The 18,008-nt window shown below is 75.0% G+C and carries 15 protein-coding genes and 1 tRNA gene; 10 read left to right on the top strand and 6 right to left on the bottom strand.

Features of this window, described 5'->3' with window-relative positions:
• The first annotated feature begins 10 nt into the window (after window positions 1-10).
• Window positions 11-781, top strand: coding sequence for an SDR family NAD(P)-dependent oxidoreductase (locus ACI79B_RS04475; protein WP_456929316.1), 771 nt, complete (start codon window positions 11-13; stop codon window positions 779-781).
• A 45-nt stretch (window positions 782-826) separates the two neighbouring features.
• On the opposite strand, the gene ACI79B_RS04470 is transcribed toward ACI79B_RS04475, so the two are convergent.
• Window positions 827-1,720 carry an alpha/beta fold hydrolase gene (locus ACI79B_RS04470; RefSeq protein WP_456929317.1) on the bottom strand — a complete coding sequence of 298 codons (894 nt, stop codon included), beginning with the start codon at window positions 1,718-1,720 and terminating at the stop codon, window positions 827-829.
• Window positions 1,721-1,834: 114 nt separating this feature from the next.
• Entirely contained in the window at window positions 1,835-2,983 is a 1,149-nt protein-coding gene (locus tag ACI79B_RS04465; RefSeq protein WP_456929318.1) for an endo-1,4-beta-xylanase, read from the bottom strand.
• A gap of 167 nt (window positions 2,984-3,150) precedes the next feature.
• Between ACI79B_RS04465 and ACI79B_RS04460 the strand changes: the two genes are divergently transcribed.
• From ACI79B_RS04460 to ACI79B_RS04450, 3 genes are all read left to right on the top strand, one after another.
• Complete coding sequence (locus ACI79B_RS04460; RefSeq protein ID WP_456929319.1) at window positions 3,151-4,167, top strand: LacI family DNA-binding transcriptional regulator; 1,017 nt, start codon at window positions 3,151-3,153, stop codon at window positions 4,165-4,167.
• 156 nt (window positions 4,168-4,323) lie between these two features.
• A complete protein-coding gene (locus ACI79B_RS04455) occupies window positions 4,324-5,019 on the top strand; it encodes a polysaccharide deacetylase family protein (RefSeq protein WP_456929320.1) in 696 nt (231 codons plus the stop codon).
• Window positions 5,020-5,113: 94 nt separating this feature from the next.
• Window positions 5,114-6,586, top strand: a complete 1,473-nt coding sequence (locus tag ACI79B_RS04450) for an AAA family ATPase (RefSeq protein WP_456929321.1) — start codon at window positions 5,114-5,116, stop codon at window positions 6,584-6,586.
• 17 nt (window positions 6,587-6,603) lie between these two features.
• Here the strand turns inward: ACI79B_RS04450 and ACI79B_RS04445 are convergent, their stop codons facing one another.
• The 4 genes from ACI79B_RS04445 to ACI79B_RS04430 all read right to left on the bottom strand — a co-directional run bounded on the left by ACI79B_RS04445 (window position 6,604) and on the right by ACI79B_RS04430 (window position 8,693).
• Entirely contained in the window at window positions 6,604-7,056 is a 453-nt protein-coding gene (locus tag ACI79B_RS04445; protein ID WP_456929322.1) for a hypothetical protein, read from the bottom strand.
• Window positions 7,057-7,169: 113 nt separating this feature from the next.
• Window positions 7,170-7,241 (bottom strand) — tRNA-Arg (locus ACI79B_RS04440).
• Between the two features lie 50 nt (window positions 7,242-7,291).
• Window positions 7,292-7,993 carry a DUF305 domain-containing protein gene (locus tag ACI79B_RS04435; protein WP_456929323.1) on the bottom strand — a complete coding sequence of 234 codons (702 nt, stop codon included), beginning with the start codon at window positions 7,991-7,993 and terminating at the stop codon, window positions 7,292-7,294.
• A gap of 7 nt (window positions 7,994-8,000) precedes the next feature.
• Entirely contained in the window at window positions 8,001-8,693 is a 693-nt protein-coding gene (locus tag ACI79B_RS04430; protein ID WP_457000064.1) for a DUF3105 domain-containing protein, read from the bottom strand.
• 347 nt (window positions 8,694-9,040) lie between these two features.
• Here ACI79B_RS04430 and argS point away from each other — a divergent pair, with 347 nt between their 5' ends.
• The 6 genes from argS (at window position 9,041) to rho (ending at window position 17,901) form a co-directional block, all read left to right on the top strand.
• Window positions 9,041-10,702 carry an arginine--tRNA ligase gene (gene argS, locus ACI79B_RS04425; RefSeq protein WP_456929325.1) on the top strand — a complete coding sequence of 554 codons (1,662 nt, stop codon included), beginning with the start codon at window positions 9,041-9,043 and terminating at the stop codon, window positions 10,700-10,702.
• A gap of 56 nt (window positions 10,703-10,758) precedes the next feature.
• Window positions 10,759-12,189 carry a diaminopimelate decarboxylase gene (lysA, locus tag ACI79B_RS04420; protein ID WP_457000063.1) on the top strand — a complete coding sequence of 477 codons (1,431 nt, stop codon included), beginning with the start codon at window positions 10,759-10,761 and terminating at the stop codon, window positions 12,187-12,189.
• Complete coding sequence (locus ACI79B_RS04415; protein WP_456929327.1) at window positions 12,186-13,484, top strand: homoserine dehydrogenase; 1,299 nt, start codon at window positions 12,186-12,188, stop codon at window positions 13,482-13,484. The genes lysA and ACI79B_RS04415 overlap by 4 nt, the downstream gene beginning before the upstream one ends.
• Window positions 13,481-14,560 carry a threonine synthase gene (gene thrC / locus ACI79B_RS04410; protein WP_456929328.1) on the top strand — a complete coding sequence of 360 codons (1,080 nt, stop codon included), beginning with the start codon at window positions 13,481-13,483 and terminating at the stop codon, window positions 14,558-14,560. The genes ACI79B_RS04415 and thrC overlap by 4 nt, the downstream gene beginning before the upstream one ends.
• A gap of 30 nt (window positions 14,561-14,590) precedes the next feature.
• A complete protein-coding gene (thrB, locus tag ACI79B_RS04405; RefSeq protein ID WP_456929329.1) occupies window positions 14,591-15,502 on the top strand; it encodes a homoserine kinase in 912 nt (303 codons plus the stop codon).
• 242 nt (window positions 15,503-15,744) lie between these two features.
• A complete protein-coding gene (gene rho / locus ACI79B_RS04400; protein ID WP_456929330.1) occupies window positions 15,745-17,901 on the top strand; it encodes a transcription termination factor Rho in 2,157 nt (718 codons plus the stop codon).
• Window positions 17,902-18,008: the final 107 nt, after the last annotated feature.

Below are 18,008 nucleotides of genomic sequence, written 5' to 3'. Positions count from 1 at the left end.
GGAGACCACGGTGGCGGACAGGACGATCATGGACATGTTCCGGCTCGACGGGAAGGTGGCGATCGTCACGGGGGCGTCGTCGGGGCTGGGCGTGGTGTTCGCCCGGGCGCTGGCCCAGGCCGGGGCGGACGTGGCGCTGGGCGCCCGCCGCGAGGACCGGATGGCCGCCACGAAGGAGGCCGTCGAGGCCGAGGGCCGGCGGGCGATCACCGTGCGCACCGACGTCGCCAAGGTGGAGGACTGTCAGGCGCTGGTCGACGCCACGATGGCCGAGTTCGGCCGGGTCGACGTCCTGGTCAACAACGCCGGCATCGGCACGGCGGTCCCGGCCACCCGGGAGAAGCCCGAGGAGTTCCGGTCGGTCATCGACGTCAACCTCAACGGCTGCTACTGGATGGCCCAGGCCTGCGGGCGGGTGATGAAGCCGGGCAGCTCGATCGTGAACATCTCCAGCATCCTGGGCCTGACCACCGCCGGGCTGCCGCAGGCCGCCTACGCGGCGAGCAAGGCCGGCCTGATCGGGCTGACCCGCGACCTCGCCCAGCAGTGGACCGGCCGCAAGGGCATCCGGGTCAACGCGCTGGCGCCGGGCTTCTTCGCCTCGGAGATGACCGACCAGTACCCCGAGGGCTACCTCGACCAGCAGATGGGCCGGGTGCTGGCCGGCCGCGCCGGCGACCCGATGGAGCTCGCGGCCGCGCTGGTCTTCCTGGTCAGCGACGCCGGCGGCTACGTCACCGGGACGACGATCCCGGTGGAGGGCGGCATGCTCACCAGCTGACCGGGTCCCGGGGCCCCGCCTCGCGCGGCGGGGCCCCGGTCGCACTCAGCGGCCGTCCGCGCGCGCGGCGAGCTCGGTGATCCGGTCGACCAGCTGCGGCCACACCTCGCGCGGCAGGTCGTGGCCCATCCCGTCGACGACGAGCAGCTCGGCGCCGGGGATCGCGGCCGCCGTCGCCCGGCCGCCGGACACGTCGACCAGCGCGTCGTGCTCCCCGTGGACGACGAGCGTGGGGACGGCGACCCGCGCGAGGTCGGCGGTGCGGTCGGGGCTGGCCAGGATCGCGGCGAGCTGGCGGGCGACGCCGGCCGGGTTGTAGGCGCGGTCGAACGACAGCCCGGCCCGCTCGCGCACGCCGGCCTCGTCGAACTCGAAGCCGGGGGAGCCGATGACCCGGTAGGTGTCGACGGCGCGCTGCAGCGCGGACTCCCGGTCGGTGGCCGGCGGGGCGAGCAGGACGCCGATGGCGGCCTCGGCGGGCGCGCCGACGGCGGGGTCACCCGTCGTCGACATGATCGAGGTGAGGCTGCGCACCCGGTCCGGGTGCCGGACGGCCAGTGACTGGGCGATCATCCCGCCCATCGAGGCGCCGACGACGTGGGCGCTGTCGATGTCCAGCGCGTCGAGGAGGGCGGCGGTGTCGTCGGCCATGTCGGCCAGGCGGTAGGGCACCTGCGAGTGGTCGCCGCCCATGACGGCGAGGACGTCGGGCGCCCCGGCGTCGTCGAGGTGGGTGGACAGGCCGATGTCCCGGTTGTCGAACCGGACGACGTACAGGCCGCGCTCGGCCAGCATCCGGCAGAACTCGTCGGGCCAGCCGATCATCTGCGTGGCCAGGCCCATGACCAGCAGCAGCGGCGGGTCCCCGGCCGAGCCGAAGGTCTCGTAGGCCAGGTCGACGTCGCCGGCGCGGGTGGTCTGCACCCCGGTGTGCTCCATGCCACGCACGCTAGTCCGGACGCGCGACCGCCCGGCACCGGACGGGACCGGTGCCGGGCGGCGCGGCGGGAGGGCCCGGTGGACGGCGGGCGGCCGTCCACCGGGACGAGGCGGTCAGCGCTCGGTGACCTGCCGGCCGGGTCGCGCCTCGGCCAGGACCTCCTGCAGCCGGGTGTAGGCCGGCTTGGGGTTGAACTGCTCGTCCATGACCGTCGCCTCGCCCTCGTTGGCGAAGAAGACCGGCACCCACGAGTACTTGTCGGTGAAGCCCCAGAGGGTGAAGGAGTTGCAGTCCTCGACGGCCAGGCAGGCCTCCAGCGTGCGGCCGTACCAGTCGGCCTGCTGCTCCAGCTGCGCGGTCGTGGGCTCGGTGCCGGGCGTGACGGGCATGCGGACGTCGAGCTCGGTGACGGCGGTCTCCAGGCCGAGGTCGTCGAACCGCTGCAGGTTCTCCTGGAGGGTGCCCGGGAAGGGGTACTGGAAGCTGAGGTGTGCCTGCACGGAGAAGCCGTGGACCGGGACGCCCTGGGCCTGCAGCTCCTGCACGAGCGCGTAGTAGGCGTTGCTCTTGGGGCCGACGTGCTCGACGGCGTAGTCGTTGAAGAACAGCTTGGCGTGCGGGTCGGCCTCGTGCGCCCAGCGGAAGGCGTCGGCGATGATCCCCGGACCCAGCTCGCGGATCCAGATGTTCTCCTGCCGGAGCTGACCCTGCTCGTTGAAGATCTCGTTCGCCACGTCCCACTGCTGGATCTGGCCCTTGTAGCGGCCGACCACCGTCTGGATGTGCTCGCGCAGGATCTCGCGCAGCTCCTCGGCCGAGAAGTCGCCCTGCTCCAGCCAGGCGGGGTTCTGGCTGTGCCACAGCAGCGTGTGGCCGCGCACGACCTGGTGGTTCTCGCGGGCGAAGGCGACGATCTCGTCGGCCGGCCCGAAGTTCCAGACGTCCCGCTCCGGGTGGATGAACTCCCACTTCATCTGGTTCTCGGGCGACAGCGAGCTGAACTCCTCGGCGAGGACCTCGCGGTACTGCGCGTCGTTCGGGAACGGGTCGGGGTAGGGCATCGTCTCGTGGTGCCCGCCGCCGGCGACGGCGCTGCCGATGACCAGGTCCGGCGGCGCGAGGCGGCGCAGGCTGTCCTGCTTGTCGTATCCGGGAGCGGAGCCGGTGCCCCCGCCCGCCGGCGCGGCCCAGGCCTGGGCGCCGGTGGACAGCAGGGCAGAGGCGGCGCAGGTGGCAGCGGCCAGTCGGAGAACTCGCTTCACGGTGTCCCTCCAAGGACGTCCGGTGCGCGGGCACGGCCCTGTGGCCCGCGTCACTTCCGAAAGTTACCGGAACACAACCGGTCATCCGCAAGGGGGGTGGGCAGGACGGGAGCGCGGGTGTCGGCCACTCCCGGCCGTAGGCTGACCGTCGGCCCGGAGGAGGGGACGTGACGGACACCCAGCGCCAAGCCGTGACGATCTCCGACATCGCCGCGAAGGCCGGCGTGTCCGTGCCCACCGTCTCCCGGGTGCTCAACCACCGGTCCGACGTCGCGCCGCACACCCGGGAGCGGGTGGAGCGGCTGCTGCGCGAGCACGGCTACCAGCGCCGCGGCCCGCACCGGGAGGAGCGGGCGGGCCTGGTCGACCTCGTCTTCGACGACCTGGACAGCCCGTGGGCGCTGGAGGTCATCCGCGGCGTCGAGCAGGCCGCGCACGCCGCCGGGGTCGGCACCGTCGTCTCCGCCGTGCACCGGCAGCGCAGCTCGGCCCGGCTGTGGCTGGACAACGTCCGGGCGCGGGCCAGCGACGGCGTCATCCTGGTCACCACCGCGCTCGACCCGGACCTGCACACCGAGCTGCGCGGGCTGCACCTGCCGGCGGTCGTCGTCGACCCGGCCGGGCTGCCCGACCTCGACGTCCCCACGATCGGTGCCACCAACTGGGCCGGCGGGGTCGCCGCCACCGAACACCTCACCGCGCTCGGCCACCGGCGGATCGCCCACGTCGCCGGCCGGCCGGGCCTGTGGTGCACCCGCGCGCGGCTGGACGGGTACCGGGCCGCGCTGGACGACGCCGGCCTGGCGGCGGACCCGCAGCTCGTCGTCCCTGGCGAGTTCGACTACGCCTCCGGCGCGCGGGCCGCCGCGCGGCTGCTCGAGCTGGCCGACCCGCCGACCGCCGTCTTCGCCGCCAGCGACCAGATGGCGCTCGGCGTCTACGAGGCGGTGCGCCGCCGCGGCCTGCGGGTCCCCGACGACGTGAGCGTCGTCGGCTTCGACGACCTGCCCCAGGCCGCGTGGTCCTCGCCGCCGCTGACCACGGTGCACCAGCCCCTCGGGCAGATGGGGGAGCTGGCCGTCCGCACCGTGCTGCGGCTGGTCAACGGCGAGCGGCTCGAGGGGCCGAAGGTCGAGCTGGCCACCCGGCTCGTCGTGCGCGACAGCACCGGCGCCCCCCGCTGACCCGACGTGCCGCGACTCGCCGTCGCGACCTCGGGTGACGTGACGCAGCACACGCTTCCGCTTGCTCTCCGCTGTGACCGGTGCCACGCTCGGCCGCGCTCGTTCCGGAAGTTCCCGGGAAGTGAGCCGCCCCGCCGATCGTCGACAGGAGCCCCCGTGCGCCGTTCCACCCGCCTGGCCCGCCTCGCCGTCCCCGCTCTCACGGCCGGCCTCCTCCTGGCCGCCGCTCCGCCGGCGCAGGCCGGGCAGCCCACCGCCGAGGTCGTGACGACGACCCGGCACGACGACCGGTCGGTCGCCCTGACCTTCGACGACGGACCCAACCCGCCGGACACCTACCGCCTGCTCGAGGTCCTGCGCGAGCACCACGTGAAGGCGACGTTCTGCCTGTGGGGCGACCACGTCCGCCAGCACCCCGAGGTCGCCCGGGCGATCGCGCGCGACGGGCACACCCTGTGCAACCACACGATGCACCACGACGACATGTCGTCCTGGACGCCCGAGCAGATCCGCGCCGACCTCGAGGCCACCTCCGCGGTCATCCGCGAGGCGGTGCCCGGCGCGCACATCCCGTTCTTCCGCGCGCCCTACGGCAACTGGGGGCAGACGCCGGAGGTGGCGGCGGAGATGGGCATGCAGCCGCTGGGCTGGGCGCTGGCCATCGGCGACTGGGAGCCGCCGGGCACCGACGAGCTGGTCCGCCGCGTCGTGGACGGGGTGACCCCGGGCGCCGTCGTCCTCATGCACGACGGCGGCGGCGACCGCAGGCAGACCGTCGACGCCGTCGACCGGCTGATCCCGCTGCTGCGCGAGCAGGGCTGGCGCTTCGACCGCCCGGCGAAGACCGCCTGAGCGCGGGGCCGGCCCCCGGTTTCCCCGGCGACACGCCGGGCCGGTGATCGCTACGCTCCGCCGCCACGTACCGGTCGAGGGGAGCGGGGTCGCGGTGGCGGGAGCGTCGGAGGACGAGGCCAGGGAGTTCGCCGCGGGGCTGCGGTCCCTGCTCGACTGGCTGCAGTTGTCCGGGCACGCGGCGGGCAACGAGGTCGTCGCGCTGGTGCAGGGGGCCCTCGGCCCCGCCGGTCTCGGCCAGTCGGTCGTCGCCCGGGAGCTGCCGGCCTTCGAGCACGTCAACCTGCAGACCGCGCTCGACGCGTGGAGCGCCGCGCCCGGGCGCTCCGTGGAGGTGCGCGGCGTCGTCCTCCCGCCGCACTACGTCGGCATCGACCTGCAGCAGCTGATGACCGGGGAGGCGCTGCCCCCGGTGCGGCTGAGCGCGCCCGCGGTGGTCGACCTCCCCAACGGGCCGGGGTCGACGCTCGCCTGCCTGCGCCTGGCGCTGCTGCTCGTCACCGACGACGACGGCCGCTACGTCCTGCTGGTGCAGGAGGCGGGGGAGCACCGGCCGACGATGAGCGTCGAGGTGGCCGGCCTGCCGGTCCGGCGGGCGCAGGCCGTCCTGGCCGAGCTCGACCGGCTGCGCCGCGAGCTCAACGTCTACCGGGGCCGGCTGGTGGAGGTGACCCCCACGCCGACCGGCCAGGTCGTGCTCACCTTCCTCGACCCGCCGGACCTCACCCGCGACGACGTCGTGCTGCCCGCGGCGGTCCTCGACCGCGTCGAGCGGCACGCGCTCGGGGTGGCCGGGCACCGTGCCGGCCTGCGCGCCGCCGGCCAGCACCTCAAGCGGGGGCTGCTGCTCTACGGCCCGCCGGGCACCGGCAAGACGCACACCGTGCGCTACCTGCTCGGCCGCATGGGCGACTACACCCGGCTGCTGCTCACCGGGCGCTCGCTCGGCGTCGTCGGCTCGGTCACCGAGCTCGCCCGCGACCTGCAGCCGGCCGTGGTGGTGCTCGAGGACGTCGACCTCGTCGCCGCCGACCGCTCCTTCGGCCCCGGCGGCAGTCCCGTGCTGTTCGACCTGCTCGACGCGATGGACGGCGCGGCGCCCGACGCCGACCTCCTGTTCGTCCTCACCACGAACCGGGCCGACCTGCTGGAGCCGGCGCTGGCCGCCCGGCCGGGCCGCGTCGACGTGGCCGTGCAGGTCGACCTCCCCGACGCCGCGGCCCGCCGGCGGCTGCTGCTCCTCTACGGCCGGGCGGTGCCGCTGCGGCTCACCGACGACGACGTGACGCGCGCGGTCGACCGCAGCGAGGGCGTGACGGCGTCGTTCCTCAAGGAACTGCTGCGCCGCGCCGTGCTCGAGGCGCTGCACGAGCAGGACCCGGTCGTCGCGGTCACCGCGGAGCACCTCGACCGCGCCCTCGACGACCTGCTCGACTCCACCCAGCAGGTCACCCGCACCCTGCTCGGCGTGGGGGCCGAGGGTGCGGTGGCGGACGGCGACGGCCCGCAGCCCGGCCTCGCGCCCCTGCACTTCGAAGGCGGCTACCGCCCCTTCCGCCCGCGCTGACCGCGAGCGGCCGGCGGTCAGCGCAGCCGGTCCGCGATCTGCTGCAGCCCCTCCCGGACGGTCCGCCCGTAGGGGTCGTCGCCGAGCGCGCCGATCGCGGCCCGCGCCGCGCGGAGGTGCTCGCGGGCGCGGTCGAGGTCGCCCAGCCGGCGGTGGCACTCGCTCAGGTCCAGGTGCAGCGACGGGTACAGGCCGGCCGCCGGCAGCGTCACCCCGGCCTGCGCCAGCCGTTCGTCGGTCAGCAGGCCGGCGGCCGCGAGCGCCCGCTGGTCCCAGACCAGCTCCTGACGCACGTCGTCCTGGACGTCGGCCATCGCGTGGGCGAGCGTGCAGACGTGCAGGGGATCCCCGTCCTCGCCGCCGATCTCGTCCCAGATCGCGGCGAACAGCGCGCGGGCGGCCTCCCGCTCGCCCCGGTGGGCCAGCTGCACCGCCCGGCCGATCCGGATCAGCGTCTCGTCCGTGACCACACGCAGACGACCACCCCGGCGCGCGGAACTCATCGCCGGCGCCAGCCGATCCGCCGCGGGCCGGAGACGAGAACGGCCCGGACGGGGGACCGTCCGGGCCGTTCAGCAGGGAGTGCCCCCGGCAGGATTCGAACCTGCGCACCCGCCTCCGGAGGGCGGTGCTCTATCCCCTGAGCTACGGGGGCTCGGGGCAGGAGAGAAGTTACCAGCCCTCCCCGCCCGTCCCGGCGGCGGGTCAGGGCGCCGGCAGCGGCGTCCCGCCCCGCGCGGTCAGCATGCCGACCATCGTCGTCACCTCGGCGGTCTGCGTCTCGGCGATCGAGCGGGCCAGCGTCCGCACGGCCGGCTCGGCGGCGTTCTGCGCGGCGTACTGCGCCATGTCGAAGCCGCCCTGGTGGTGGCGGATCATCAGCCGCAGGAACTCGACGTCGAACGCCGTCCCCGACAGCGACCGCAGGGCGGCGAGCTCGTCCTCGGTGGCCATGCCGGGCATCAGCGCCCCGCCGGAACCGGACGTCGAGGACGTGTCGTGGCCGGCGTGCTCGCCGCCCATCCACGCCATGTGCTCACCGCCGGAGCGGGGGAGACCCCACAGCGCGAGCCAGCCCTCCATCTGCCCGGCCTGGTTGGTCTGGGTGCTGGAGATGTCGAAGGCGATCTGCCGGATCTCGGGGTCGGTGCTGCGCTCGAGGGCCAGGTTGGCCATCTCCACGCCCTGCCGGTGGTGCACCGCCATGTCCCGCGAGAAGCCGGCGTCGACGGAGTCCGCCGTCGGCGTCGCCTCCTGCCCGAGGCCGAGCCCCACCGCCAGCCCGCCACCGAGCGCGACCAGCGCGACGGCGATGACGGCCAGGAGCGCGGCCCGCAGGCCGCGGCCGCGCGGGCGGGCGGCCGGCGCGGGGGACTCCTGCCCGGGGCGGGTGGCGGTGGCGGTCACGGCGCGGTCACTCCGTCGGGGACTCGGTGGAGCCGTCGGCACCCATGGTCGGTGTGGTCGGCGCGTCGGTGGTCGCGCCCGCGCCGCGGCTCGCGTCGCCGGTGACGAGCGGGTCGCTGATGAAGGTCGGGTTCTCGCAGCTGGCGCCGACCTCGGGGTAGGCGCCCTCGACCTCGGAGTTGAAGGTGAGGAAGTCGGCGAACTGCTCGATCCGCGGGTCGTCGACGGAGTCGACCTTCAGCTGGTGGTTCCAGGACTGCAGGCTGACCGCGGAGTCCAGGCCGGCGTAGGGCGACAGCAGCCGGCCGGAGACGCCGTCGACCAGCTCGGCGAGCTTCGCGACATCGTCGCCGGTGACCTCGTCCGGGTCGTAGGTGATCCACACGGCGCCGTGCTCCATCGAGTGGACGGCGTTCTCGTGGCGGATGTCGACGTCGTAGACGGTGCCGGTGCAGTCGGCCCACTCGCCGTCGTGCGGCCCGCCGACCGGCGGCGCCTGCTCGTACTCGACCGGGGTGGTGACGTGCTCCTGGCCGGCGGCGTAGTCGAAGCTCTGGATGCCGGAGATCTCGTCGAGGGCGTCGATCTTCGCGGCGTCGGACTGCCGCACCTGGACGACGGCGTAGGTGATGGCCGCGGCGGCGAACACCACGACGGCGACGGCGGCGGCGATCAGGCCCCACGGCCGCTGCTGCGTCACCACCTGCGTCGGCGGACGGGTGCGGCCGCGGCCCCCGGGGCGGCCGGCGGGCGGGCGGGCCGACGACCCGCTGCCCGGCTTCGCCGTCGACACCGGACGTGCGCCGGACCCGGACCGGCTCGACCCGCCTCCGGCGCGGCCGGCCTCGGGCTTGCGGTCCTTCGCCACGTGCTCTCCTCAGTGATCGTCGAGTGGTGCGTCCGCCGGTCGTGGCGCACGATGGGCGCTCCGGCGCGGCAGGCCTCGCGGCTGCCCCCGCACGCGAGTCTAGGTCGCGCACCTGTGCGCACCCTGGCAACGCGGGTGCGGCGGGGAACCGGGTCGCGGCCGCTGCCTACGATGACGCGGTGACACCCGAGCAGCTGCGCAACCTCGTCCGGACCGCGGTCGCGGCGGTCGTCGAGCGCGGCACGCTCGCCGTCGCCGTCCCCGACGACGTCCTCGTCGAGCGCCCCAAGAACCCCGAGCACGGCGACTACGCGACCAACGTCGCCCTGCGCCTGGCCAAGCCCGCCGGCATGCCGCCGCGCGCCGTCGCCGACCTGCTGGCCGAGGAGCTGCGCGCGCAGCCGGCCGTGGAGCGGGTCGACGTCGCGGGTCCCGGCTTCCTCAACGTCACCCTCGCGCAGGGCGCGCTGGGGCGGATCGCCGTGCAGGCGGTCACCGCGGGGGAGGCCTACGGCCGGACCACCACGCTGGCCGGCCAGCGGCTGGACCTCGAGTTCGTCTCCGCCAACCCCACCGGCCCGGTGCACATCGGCGGCAGCCGGTGGGCCGCCGTCGGCGACGCGATCGGCCGGCTGCTGCAGGCCAGCGGCGCCGACGTGACCCGCGAGTACTACATCAACGACGCCGGCGCGCAGATCGACCGCTTCGCCCGCAGCCTGCAGGCCGCCGCGAAGGGCGAGCCGGTGCCCGAGGACGGCTACGGCGGCGCCTACATCGCCGACATCGCCGCCGCCGTCGTCGCCGAGGTGCCCGACGTCCTCGACCGCGACGACGACGCGCAGCGGCAGACCTTCCGGGACCGCGGCGTCGCGCTGATGCTCGACGAGATCCGCCGGTCGATGGAGGGCTTCGGCGTCGACTTCGACGTCTGGTTCTCCGAGAAGTCGCTGTACGACACCGGCGCGGTGGACAAGGCCCTGGCCCGGCTGCGGGAGCAGGGGCACGTCTACGAGTCCGACGGCGCGGTGTGGCTGCGCACCACCGACTTCGGCGACGACAAGGACCGCGTCCTGGTCAAGGCCGACGGCGAGACGACCTACTTCGCCTCCGACTGCGCCTACTACCTGGACAAGCGGGCCCGCGGCTTCGACCGGGTCGTGATCATGCTCGGCGCCGACCACTCCGGCTACGTCGGCCGGTACAAGGCGCTGGTGGCCGCGACCGGCGACGACCCGGACACCCACCTCGAGATCCTGATCGGCCAGCTGGTCAACCTGCTGCGCGACGGCGAGCCGGTCCGGATGAGCAAGCGGGCCGGCACGATCGTGCTGCTCTCCGACCTCATCGACGCGATCGGCGTCGACGCCGCCCGGTACGCCCTGGCGCGGGCCTCGGTGGACCAGACGATCGACATCGACGTCGAGCTGTGGAGCCGCAGCACCAACGAGAACCCGGTCTTCTACGTCCAGTACGCGCACGCCCGGATCTCCTCGGTGCTGCGCAACGCCGCCGACCTCGGCCTGGCGCTGGGGGAGGCGGACGGCGTCGACACGGGGCTGCTCGCCCACGAGCGGGAGAACGACCTGCTCCGGGCGATCGGCGAGTTCCCGCGGGTGGTCACCTCGGCCGCCGAGCTGCGCGCGCCGCACCGGGTGGCCCGCTATCTCGAGGAGCTGGCCGGCACCTACCACCGCTTCTACGACGCCTGCCGGGTCCTGCCCCGCGGCGACGAGGAGGCGACGCCGCTGACCACCGCGCGGCTGTGGCTGTGCGCGGCCACCGCGGTGGTGCTCCGCAACGGCCTGGGCGTGCTCGGCGTCTCCGCGCCGGAGCGGATGTGAGGGCCCACCCGGCGGGGCCGCTCCACGGCGCCTTCGCCCCGGAGCCCTCGGCCGGGATGCCCCCGGCCGACCTCGGCGAGCTCGACCCGCAGGTCTGGCCGCGCACGGCCCGCCGGGTCGACGGCGAGCTGCACCTGGGCGGCAGGCCGGTCACCGAGCTCGCCCGCACCCACGGCACCCCGCTGTTCGTCCTCGACGAGGAGGACTTCCGCGGCCGTGCCGCCGACTTCGCCGCCGCCTTCGACGGCGCCGACGTGCACTACGCCTCCAAGGCCTTCCTCTGCGGCCAGGTGGCCCGCTGGATCGCCGACGACGGCCTGCACCTGGACGCCTGCAGCGGCAACGAGCTCGCCGTCGCGCTGGCCGCCGGCTTCCCCGCCGAGCGGATCGCGCTGCACGGCAACAACAAGTCGCTGGTCGAGCTGCAGCTGGCCGTCGACTCCGGCATCGGCCACGTCGTGCTCGACTCCTTCGACGAGATCGACCGGCTGGTGCCCATGGCCGAGGCGCGGGTCGCCGCCGGCGGCAGCCCGGTGCCGGTGCTGGTGCGCACCACGGTCGGCATCGAGGCGCACACCCACGAGTTCATCGCCACCGCCCACGAGGACCAGAAGTTCGGCTTCTCGCTGGCCACCGGCGACGCGCTGACCGCCGCCGTGCGGGTGATCCGCGAGCCCGCGCTGCACCTGTCCGGGCTGCACAGCCACATCGGCTCGCAGATCTTCGACACCGCGGGCTTCGAGGCCGCCGCGCACCGCGTCGTCGGGCTCATGGGGCAGGTGCACCAGGCCACCGGCGAGGTGCTGGAGGAGCTCAACCTCGGCGGCGGGTTCGGCATCGCCTACCTGTCCGACGACGACCCGGTCACCCCCGCCGACGTCGCCCGCCGGCTGCGCACCGTCGTCGCCGCCGAGTGCGCCGCGCTGGACCTGCCGGTGCCGCGGCTGGCGGTCGAGCCCGGGCGCGCGATCGCCGGGCCCGGCACGGTGACGCTGTACGAGATCGGCACGATCAAGCCGGTCCGGCTGGGCGGCGGCGGCCACGGCGGACCGCAGGTGCGCAACTACGTCTCCGTCGACGGCGGGATGAGCGACAACATCCGCACCGCGCTCTACGACGCGAGCTACACCTGCGTGCTGGCCAACCGCACCTCCGACGCCCCGCCGGCGCTGTGCCGCGTCGTCGGCAAGCACTGCGAGAGCGGCGACGTGCTGGTCCGCGACCTGTGGCTGCCCTCGGACGTGCAGCCCGGCGACCTGCTCGCCGTCGCCGCCACCGGCGCCTACTGCTGGTCGATGGCCAGCAACTACAACTACCTGCTCAAGCCGCCGGTGCTGGCCGTGCGGGACGGCGCCGCCACCGAGATCGTGCGGCGTCAGACACTGTCCGACGTGTTCGCCCTCGACGCCGTGCTGGCCACGACGCCCGCCCCGTCCCCGGCGATCGACCAGCCCGCGCCCGAGCACCCGGTGGGAGCCCGCTCGTGAAACCGCTCAAGGTCGCCCTCCTCGGCTGCGGCACCGTCGGCAGCGCGGTGCTGCGCCTGGTCGACGAGCAGGCCGCCGACCTCACCGCCCGGGTCGGGCGCCCGGTGCAGGTCGCCGGGGTCGCCGTCCGCCGGCCCGACCGGCACCCCGACGTGCCCGCCGACCTGCTCACCACCGACGCGCTCGGCCTGGTCACCCGCGACGACGTCGACCTGGTCGTCGAGGTCATCGGCGGGATCGAGCCGGCCCGCACGCTCATCCAGGCGGCGATCGAGGCCGGCAAGTCGGTGGTCAGCGCGAACAAGGCGCTCTTGGCCGAGGACGGCGTCGCGCTGCACGCCGCCGCCGCCAAGGCCGGCGTCGACCTCTACTACGAGGCCGCGGTGGCCGGCGCCATCCCGCTGCTGCGGCCGCTGCGCGAGTCGCTGGCCGGCGACCAGATCCGGCGGGTGGTCGGCATCGTCAACGGCACGACCAACTACATCCTGTCCCGGATGGCCGAGACCGGGCACGGCTTCGCCGAGGCGCTGGCCGAGGCCACCGAGCTCGGGTACGCCGAGGCCGACCCGACCGCCGACGTCGACGGCTTCGACGCCGCCGCGAAGGCCGCGATCCTCGCGTCGCTCGGGTTCCACACCGCGGTCACCGCCGCCGACGTGCACCGCGAGGGCATCTCGTCGGTCACCGCCACCGACGTCGCCCGCGCCGCCGAGATCGGCTGCACGGTGAAGCTGCTGGCCATCTGCGAGCGGGTGCCGGCCAACGGGGACGGGGAGGGCGAGTCGGTCGCCGTCCGCGTCCACCCGGCGATGATCCCGACGTCGCACCCGCTGGCCGCCGTCGGCGGGGCGTTCAACGCCGTCTTCGTCGAGGCCGAGGCCGCCGGGCAGCTGATGTTCTACGGGCAGGGCGCCGGCGGCGAACCCACCGCGAGCGCCGTGCTCGGCGACCTGGTCGCCGTCGCCCGCAACCGGGTGGCCGGCGCCGCCGGGGCCGGGCCCACCACCTACGCCGAGCTGCCGGCCCGGCCGATCGCCGAGACGCCCACCCGGTACCACGTCAGCCTCGACGTGGCCGACGTCCCCGGGGTGCTGGCGACCGTCGCGACCGCCTTCGCCGAGCACGGGGTGAGCATCGCCACCGTCCGCCAGGACGGGCACGGCGACGCCGCCACACTGGTCATCGTCACCCACAGCGCCCCCGACGCGGCGCTGTCGGCGACGATCGCCGCGCTCCGGGAGGTCCCCGCGGTCCGCGGGGTCACCAGCGTGCTGAGGGTGGAGGGTCTGTCATGACGGGGACGCTGCACGGTGCCGTATCACCGGTCTGGCCCGGGCTGATCGAGGCCTACCGGTCGCGGCTGCCGGTCAGCGCCACCACGCCGGTGGTCACCCTCCACGAGGGCGCGACCCCGCTGGTGCCCGCCGTCGAGCTGTCCCGGCGCACCGGCTGCGAGGTGTTCCTCAAGGTCGAGGGCGCGAACCCGACCGGGTCGTTCAAGGACCGCGGCATGACCATGGCCATCACCAAGGCGCTCGAGGAGGGCTCGCGGGCGGTCATCTGCGCGTCCACCGGCAACACCAGCGCCAGCGCCGCGGCCTACGCCGCGCGCGCCGGGATGGTCTGCGCGGTCCTCGTGCCGCAGGGGAAGATCGCGCTCGGCAAGCTCGCCCAGGCGCTGGTGCACGGCGCGAAGCTGCTGCAGGTCGAGGGCAACTTCGACGACTGCCTGGCGCTGGCCAGCAAGCTGGCGATCGACTACCCGGTCAGCCTGGTCAACAGCGTCAACCAGTACCGCATCGAGGGGCAGAAGACCGCCTCGTTCGAGATCGTCGACGTCCTCGGCGACGCCCCCGACGTGCACTGCCTGCCGGTCGGCAACGCCGGCAACATCACCGCCTACTGGCAGGGCTACCGCGAGTACGAGGCCGACGGCCCCGCCACGCGGCGGCCGCGGATGTTCGGCTTCCAGGCCGCCGGCGCCGCGCCGATCGTCACCGGCCGGGTCGTCGAGAACCCGAGCACCATCGCGACGGCGATCCGCATCGGCAACCCGGCGTCGTGGACCAAGGCGCTGGCCGCCCGCGACGAGTCCGGCGGCCGCATCGACTCCGTCACCGACCGCGAGATCCTCGCCGCCTACCGGCTGCTCGCCCGCAGCGAGGCGGTCTTCGTCGAGCCCGCCTCGGCCGCCTCGGTCGCCGGGCTGCTCAAGGTGGCCGCGGCCGGGGAGCTGGAGCCGGGGCAGCGCGTGGTGTGCACCGTCACCGGCAACGGGCTCAAGGACCCGGAGTGGGCCATCTCCGGTGCGCCCGCCCCGGTCACCGTGCCGGTCGACGCCGCCGCGGCCGCCGCGCAGCTGGGTCTCTGAGTGGCCGCTCGCCCCTCGGTGCGGGTCCGCGTGCCCGCGACCAGTGCCAACCTCGGCCCCGCGTTCGACTGCGCCGGGCTCGCGCTGACGCTGCACGACGTCGTCGAGTTCGCCGTCGCCGACTCCGGGCTCGCCGTCGAGGTGTCCGGCGTCGGCGCGGGGGAGCTGCCCACCGACGAGCGGCACCTGGTCGTGCGGGCCTTCCGCGCCGCCTGCGAGCGGCTGGGCTGGACCCCGCCGGGCCTGTGCGTGCGCGCGGAGAACGCGATCCCGCAGGGCCGGGGGATGGGCTCGTCGGCCGCGGCCGTCGTCGCCGGCGTGGTCGGCGCGTTCGAGCTGTGCCCCGACGTCGACGTCCGGGACGACGACGCGGTGCTGCGGCTGGCCGACGAGCTCGAGGGGCACCCGGACAACGTCGCCGCGTGCCTGCTAGGCGGCGCGACGCTGTCGTGGACGACGCCCGGGGGCGCGCGGGCCGACCGGCTGCCGGTGAGCGAGGACGTCGTGCCGGTGGTGCTGGTGCCGGAGGCAACCCTGTCGACGCACACCGCGCGCACGCTGCTGCCGGACCTGGTGCCGCACGCCGACGCCGCGTTCAACGCCGCCCGTGCCGCGCTGCTGGTGCACGCGCTGACCGCGGAGCCCGCGATGCTGCTCGAGGCCACCGACGACCGGCTGCACCAGCGGCAGCGCGCGGCCGCGATGCCGGACACGATCGCGCTGGTCGACCGGCTGCGGGCGGCCGGTCACCCCGCCGTCGTGTCCGGGGCCGGGCCCAGCGTCCTCGTGCTCGCGCGGCGGCACCCCGACGACGTCCCGGGAGACGCGGCGGCGCGCGAGGTGAGCGGGATCACCCCGGACGGGTGGCGGGTGTACCCCCTGGAGGTGGACCACGGCGGCGCGCGCGTGGTGCGAGTGACGCCTGGGGTATCGTCTTCGTAACGAGGAACACTCCGCTGGTCAGCGGTGTTGTCCCGTCCGTGGGGCGAGTCCTAGGCTTGCTGCGTAGCCGCCCCTCGGGCGAGCCTCGCGCGGAACGTTGCAGACGACCTTCCTGTCGACGCTGATCCCCGCTCCGCACCCACTGGATCCGCCGTCCCCCCTGTCCGGAACAGATGGACGGGGCGGCGCCGGGTCACCTCCTGCGCTGGTAGGCGCAGGTCACCGCAGGGAAGGACCTGTACGTGAGCGAAACCACCGACCTCGCCACCACCGGCGCCCCCGAGGGCGCTGCGGGCGAGGCAGCTGCGGCCTCCGGCACCGCGGGCCGGTCCCGCCGCCGCGGCAGCGGGCTGGCCGGCATGCTGCTCCCCGAGCTGCAGCGGCTCGCGGCCGAGCTGGGCATCCCCGGCACGGGCCGCATGCGCAAGGGCGACCTCGTCGCCGCCATCTCCGCCCGCCAGGTCGGCGGTGCGACGCCGGGCAGCGTCCCGGCGCCCGGCGCCCCGGCCGACGCGACCCCCGACGTCCCGGCCTCGCGGGGCGCCGACGCCGTCGCCGCCACCGCCACGCCGGTCGAGGCCCCCGTCACCGGGGGCGCCAACAGCGGTCCGGTGACCGCCCCTGCCGCCGACGCCCCCGCCGAGGGCGCCCCGCGTCGCCGGCGTGCCGCCAGCCGCCCGGCCGGCGCCCCCACCTCGGACGCGCCCGCTGCCGCGGCCCCCGCTGCCGAGGCCCCGGCCGCCGAGGCCCCGGCCGCCACGCCGGCCGCCCCACCCGCGGAGCGGACCGAGGGCGAGCGTCCCGCCGGTGACCGCAGCGACGGCGACCGCGCCGAGGGTGACCGCCCGGCCCGCAACCGGGACCGCAACCGCAACCGGGACGGCCGCGAGGCCCGCGACGGCGACCGCGCCGAGCGTGGCCAGCGCGACGGCCAGCGCGATGGGCAGCGCGACGGCACCCGGGACGGCCGCGAGCCCCGCGACGGCGACCGCGCCGAGCGCGGCAACCGCGACGGGCAGCGCGACGGCACCCGGGACGGCCAGCGGGACGGGCGCGGTCCCGACCGCGGCGAGCGCGCCGACCGCAACGCCCGGCCGAACGACCGCGCCGACCGGAACGACCGCGCGGACAACCGCAACGACGAGGACGACGACGACTTCGAGGGCGGCCGCGGCCGCCGCGGGCGCCGCTACCGGGACCGCAACCGCCGCAACGGCCGGGACCGCTTCGACCAGCCCAGCGAGCCGACGGTCAGCGAGGACGACGTCCTGCTGCCGGTCGCCGGCATCCTCGACGTCCTGGACAACTACGCGTTCGTCCGGACCTCGGGCTACCTGACCGGCCCCAACGACGTGTACGTGTCGCTGTCCCAGGTCCGCCGGCACGGCCTGCGCCGCGGTGACGCGATCACCGGCGCCGTCCGCCAGCCGCGCGAGGGCGAGCGCAAGGACAAGTACAACGCGCTGGTCCGCCTCGACTCGGTCAACGGCCTGGACCCCGAGCAGGCCCGCAACCGGCCGGAGTTCACCAAGCTGACCCCGCTCTACCCGCAGGAGCGGCTGCGGCTGGAGACCGACCCGCACCAGCTGACCACCCGGGTCATCGACCTGGTCATGCCGATCGGCAAGGGGCAGCGCGCGCTCATCGTGTCGCCGCCCAAGGCCGGCAAGACGATGGTGCTGCAGGCGATCGCCAACGCGATCACCACGAACAACCCCGAGTGCCACCTCATGGTCGTCCTCGTCGACGAGCGGCCCGAGGAGGTCACCGACATGCAGCGCTCGGTGAAGGGCGAGGTCATCGCCTCGACCTTCGACCGGCCGCCGTCGGACCACACGACCGTCGCGGAGCTGTCGATCGAGCGCGCCAAGCGCCTGGTCGAGATGGGCCACGACGTCGTCGTCCTGCTGGACTCGATCACCCGTCTGGGCCGCGCCTACAACCTGGCCGCCCCGGCCAGCGGGCGCATCCTGTCCGGCGGTGTCGACTCGACGGCGCTCTACCCGCCCAAGCGCTTCCTCGGGGCCGCCCGCAACATCGAGAACGGCGGCTCGCTGACCATCCTCGCGTCGGCGCTGGTCGAGACGGGCTCGACGATGGACACGGTCATCTTCGAGGAGTTCAAGGGCACGGGTAACGCGGAGATCAAGCTCGACCGCCGGCTGGCGGACAAGCGGGTCTTCCCGGCCGTCGACGTCAACGCGTCGGGCACCCGCAAGGAGGAGATCCTCCTCTCGCCCGACGAGCTGGCCATCGTCATCAAGCTGCGCCGGGTGCTCTCCGCGCTCGAGCCGCAGCAGGCGCTGGAGCTGCTGCTCGACAAGCTGCGCAAGACGCGCAACAACGTCGAGTTCCTCATGCAGATCCAGAAGACGACGCTCGGCCCCGAGCGCGACTGACGCACCGCCCGCCGCCGCGCTCGGCCGATCGGGGATACTGGTCGGCCGAGCCCCGCTGCGCGGCCGGAATGACCGGCCGGCCGCCGGCGTTCACGACAACAGCACCG

It is taken from the genome of Geodermatophilus sp. SYSU D00879, assembly GCF_054050375.1.
Note: the sequence above shows the minus strand (reverse complement) of the source record. Positions and strands in the feature narration are given on the sequence as shown.

What these genes read in the sequence shown, in the direction of transcription:
- ACI79B_RS04470 (WP_456929317.1), bottom strand. Translation starts at nt 1,720, where the DNA reads ATGGAGCACACCGGGGTGCAGACCACCCGCGCCGGCGACGTCGACCTG.
- lysA (WP_457000063.1), top strand. Translation starts at nt 10,759, where the DNA reads ATGCCCCCGGCCGACCTCGGCGAGCTCGACCCGCAGGTCTGGCCGCGC.
- thrC (WP_456929328.1), top strand. Translation starts at nt 13,481, where the DNA reads ATGACGGGGACGCTGCACGGTGCCGTATCACCGGTCTGGCCCGGGCTG.